We start from the raw sequence: 2,728 nt of genomic DNA, 5'->3' as shown, positions 1-2,728 counted from the left end.
GCGACGTGCCCTGTCCGGGATAGGGCAGCAGCGCCATTTCGCGCGCGTTCTTGATGGCCGTCGCGACCTGTCGTTGCTGCTGGACCGTGAGACCGGTGACGTGACGCGAACGGATCTTGCCGCGTTCGGAGATGAAGACGCGAAGGGACGACGTGTCCTTGTAGTCGACCGCGCTCAGCCCCAGGCTGGCGAGCAGGTTCTTCTTCACTGCCCGGACACTGGCCTGGCCGGGACGGCGCGGACGCGCAGCCTTCTTGGCCATCACCAGCTCGCCTTCCGGATGCCAGGTAGCTGTCCGGCATGGGCCATCTCGCGAACCCGTACCCGGGACAGCCCGAACTTGCGCAGATGCCCGCGTGGCCGTCCGTCGACGGCATCGCGGTTGCGCACCCGCACCGCACTGGCGTCGCGAGGCTGGCGGCCCAACTCGCTTTGTGCCGCCGTCCGCTGCGCGACCGTGCTCGCCGGTGACCGGATGATCGCCTTGAGTTCGGCGCGTCGATCGGCGTAGCGCGCCACGATCTCGCGGCGGCGTTCGTTCTTCACGATCTTGGACTTCTTGGCCATGCTCAGCGCTCCTCTCGGAAGTCGACGTGGCGACGGATCACCGGGTCGTACTTGCGCAGCACCAGCCGGTCGGGATCGTTGCGCCGGTTCTTACGGGTCACGTAGGTATAGCCGGTGCCCGCCGTGGAACGCAGCTTGACGATGGGTCGAATGTCGTTGCGCGCCATCAGATTCTCTGCCCCTCGCGGCGCAGCCGGGCCACCACGGCCTCGATGCCGTCGCGGTCGATGACCTTGATCCCCTTGGCGCTGACGCGCAGCCGGATGCGGCGGTGTTCCGAGGGCAGGTAATACGTCTTGAGCTGGATGTTGGGGGACCAGCGTCGACGGGTTCGGCGATGGGAATGCGATACCGCGTTACCGAAACCCGGTGTCCTGCCGGTCACCTGGCAATGTGCGGACACAAGCGCCCTCCCCTCTCTCGAGCTTATTGAAAATCGTTTTCGACAAGGCCTGAAAAAGACGGTACCGTACGAGGAGCCCAGATGAAAATCATTACCAATAAGGAGAATGATGCGGACGCCCGTCATCCTGGTCGTCGGCCAGATGGACACCGATCCGGTCGTGGGTGCGCTGCTGCAGACCCCCGGAACGTTGGTCGTAGAGCACAACTTCGACGGCCACGTGGTGCGCCGGACGACGGCGACGTTGCAGCATGGCGTTTTGACCACGGCCGAGAGCGGGCTCGAACTCGCCCACGGCTGCGTGTCGTGCACCATCCGCAACGATCTGTTGGTCCTGTTGCGCCAGCTGCACCGGCGCCCAGACGTCAATCGCATCGTCGTGCACCTGGCGCCGTGGATGGAACCCGAAGCGATCTGTGTCGCGATCGACTTCGTCCGGGTCCGCGTGGCACCGGGATACGTCGACGGTCCTGCGGCGCTTGATGTTTCGATCGCGGCGGTAATCGCCTGCGCCGATTCGTCGGTGTGGTTGAACCAGGCGCTGGGCGACGATGAACTCGACGACGGACGCACCCACGCTCAGGTGGTCGTCGGGCAGGCCGAATTCGCCGACTTGGTGGTGCTCAACCGCCCCGATCCGTTCGTGGCAGCCGTGTTGCACCGGCTGTCGCCGCGGGCACGCATCCAAGTGGGCGCGGGCGGCATCGAGGTGGCGCTGAACAATCTGTACCGCGACGCACGACGGGGCCGCAGCGACGACCCGCACGGCCCGCTGCTCGCCGGGCAGCCGCCGCTGGAATCCCGGGGGCCGGTCAGCCTGATCGAGTTCAATGCCCGACGCCCCTTCCATCCGCGGCGCCTGCACGATTGCTTGGATGTGTTGCTGGACGGCGTGATTCGCACCCGTGGGCGCCTGTGGCTGGCCGGCCGGCCCGAACACGCGCTGTGGCTGGAATCGGCCGGCGGCGGGCTGGGTGTCAGTTCGGCGGGCAAGTGGCTCGCCGCCCTCACGCCGTCCGAGCTCGCCGGCATCGGCCCGGAGCGGCGCGCCCTCGCCGAGCTGGGGTGGGACGAACGCACTGGCGACCGGCACACAGCGCTGACCGTTCTGGTCTGCGGCGCGAAGCCCGCTGAGATCCACGATGCACTGCACGGCGCACTGCTCACCGACGAGGAGCTCGCCTTCCCCGATGACTGGTTCCGCGGCGACGACCCGTTCGGCGACTGGCACGAGGAACCGTGCGCAGGCCCGGCCAACGCCGCCGGGGACAGCACGCCCGCCCAGCACAGTTCGGACGGAGACCGTTGATGAAACCCGACATTCACCCCGATTACCATCCCGTCGTCTTCCAGGACGCCACCACCGGTGCGATGTTCTTGACCCGCTCGACGCTCTCCAGTTCGCGCACGATCGAGTGGGAGACACCGCAGGGTTTGCGGTCCTACCCACTCGTGGTCGTCGAAGTCACCTCGGACTCACACCCGTTCTGGACCGGCGGTCGCCGAATCCTCGACACCGCAGGCCAAGTGGAGAAGTTCAACCGCCGCTACGGCCGGCACCGAACCGGTGGGGCACCGAACTAACGCAGCACCGCGTCCCACTGGGCGAGGGCCGCGTTCGCGGCCGTCGAGTCGACGGCGCCGCTCACCAGGTCGAGCAACGCGCGGGATACCCCGCCGAGGCCGACTCCGCTGGCCCGCACGACACCGGTGATCTCGGCCAGGGCCTCCTCCGCCGTGCAGCGTCGGATACCCATC

The 2,728-nt window shown here is 67.4% G+C and carries 6 protein-coding genes; 2 read left to right on the top strand and 4 right to left on the bottom strand.

All coding sequences use genetic code 11. The features are described 5' to 3' along the window. The 4 genes from rpsR to rpmB form a co-directional block, all read right to left on the bottom strand. The coding region (gene rpsR / locus JOZ00_RS05625) for a 30S ribosomal protein S18 (RefSeq protein WP_293340906.1) at positions 1 to 262 on the bottom strand (262 nt) is incomplete at its 3' end. Beyond that, positions 262 to 567, bottom strand: a complete 306-nt coding sequence (rpsN, locus tag JOZ00_RS05620) for a 30S ribosomal protein S14 (protein WP_293340903.1) — start codon at positions 565 to 567, stop codon at positions 262 to 264. The genes rpsR and rpsN, both read right to left, overlap by 1 nt. Positions 568 to 569: 2 nt before the next feature. Continuing rightward, complete coding sequence (gene rpmG / locus JOZ00_RS05615; protein ID WP_293340900.1) at positions 570 to 734, bottom strand: 50S ribosomal protein L33; 165 nt, start codon at positions 732 to 734, stop codon at positions 570 to 572. Beyond that, the gene (gene rpmB / locus JOZ00_RS05610; protein WP_293340897.1) at positions 734 to 970 is read right to left on the bottom strand and encodes a 50S ribosomal protein L28; all 237 of its coding nucleotides are present in this window, start codon (positions 968 to 970) and stop codon (positions 734 to 736) included. The genes rpmG and rpmB overlap by 1 nt, the downstream gene beginning before the upstream one ends. Before the next feature lie 109 nt (positions 971 to 1,079). On the opposite strand from rpmB, the gene JOZ00_RS05605 reads away from it, so the two are divergent. Further along, the gene (locus JOZ00_RS05605; protein WP_293340894.1) at positions 1,080 to 2,279 is read left to right on the top strand and encodes a GTP-binding protein; all 1,200 of its coding nucleotides are present in this window, start codon (positions 1,080 to 1,082) and stop codon (positions 2,277 to 2,279) included. Then, a complete protein-coding gene (locus JOZ00_RS05600; RefSeq protein ID WP_293340891.1) occupies positions 2,279 to 2,554 on the top strand; it encodes a type B 50S ribosomal protein L31 in 276 nt (91 codons plus the stop codon). The genes JOZ00_RS05605 and JOZ00_RS05600 overlap by 1 nt, the downstream gene beginning before the upstream one ends. Positions 2,555 to 2,728: the final 174 nt, after the last annotated feature.

Source organism: Mycobacterium sp. (assembly GCF_019243155.1).
GTDB lineage: Bacteria > Actinomycetota > Actinomycetes > Mycobacteriales > Mycobacteriaceae > Mycobacterium.
This window is presented reverse-complemented; position numbering and strand designations above follow the sequence as displayed.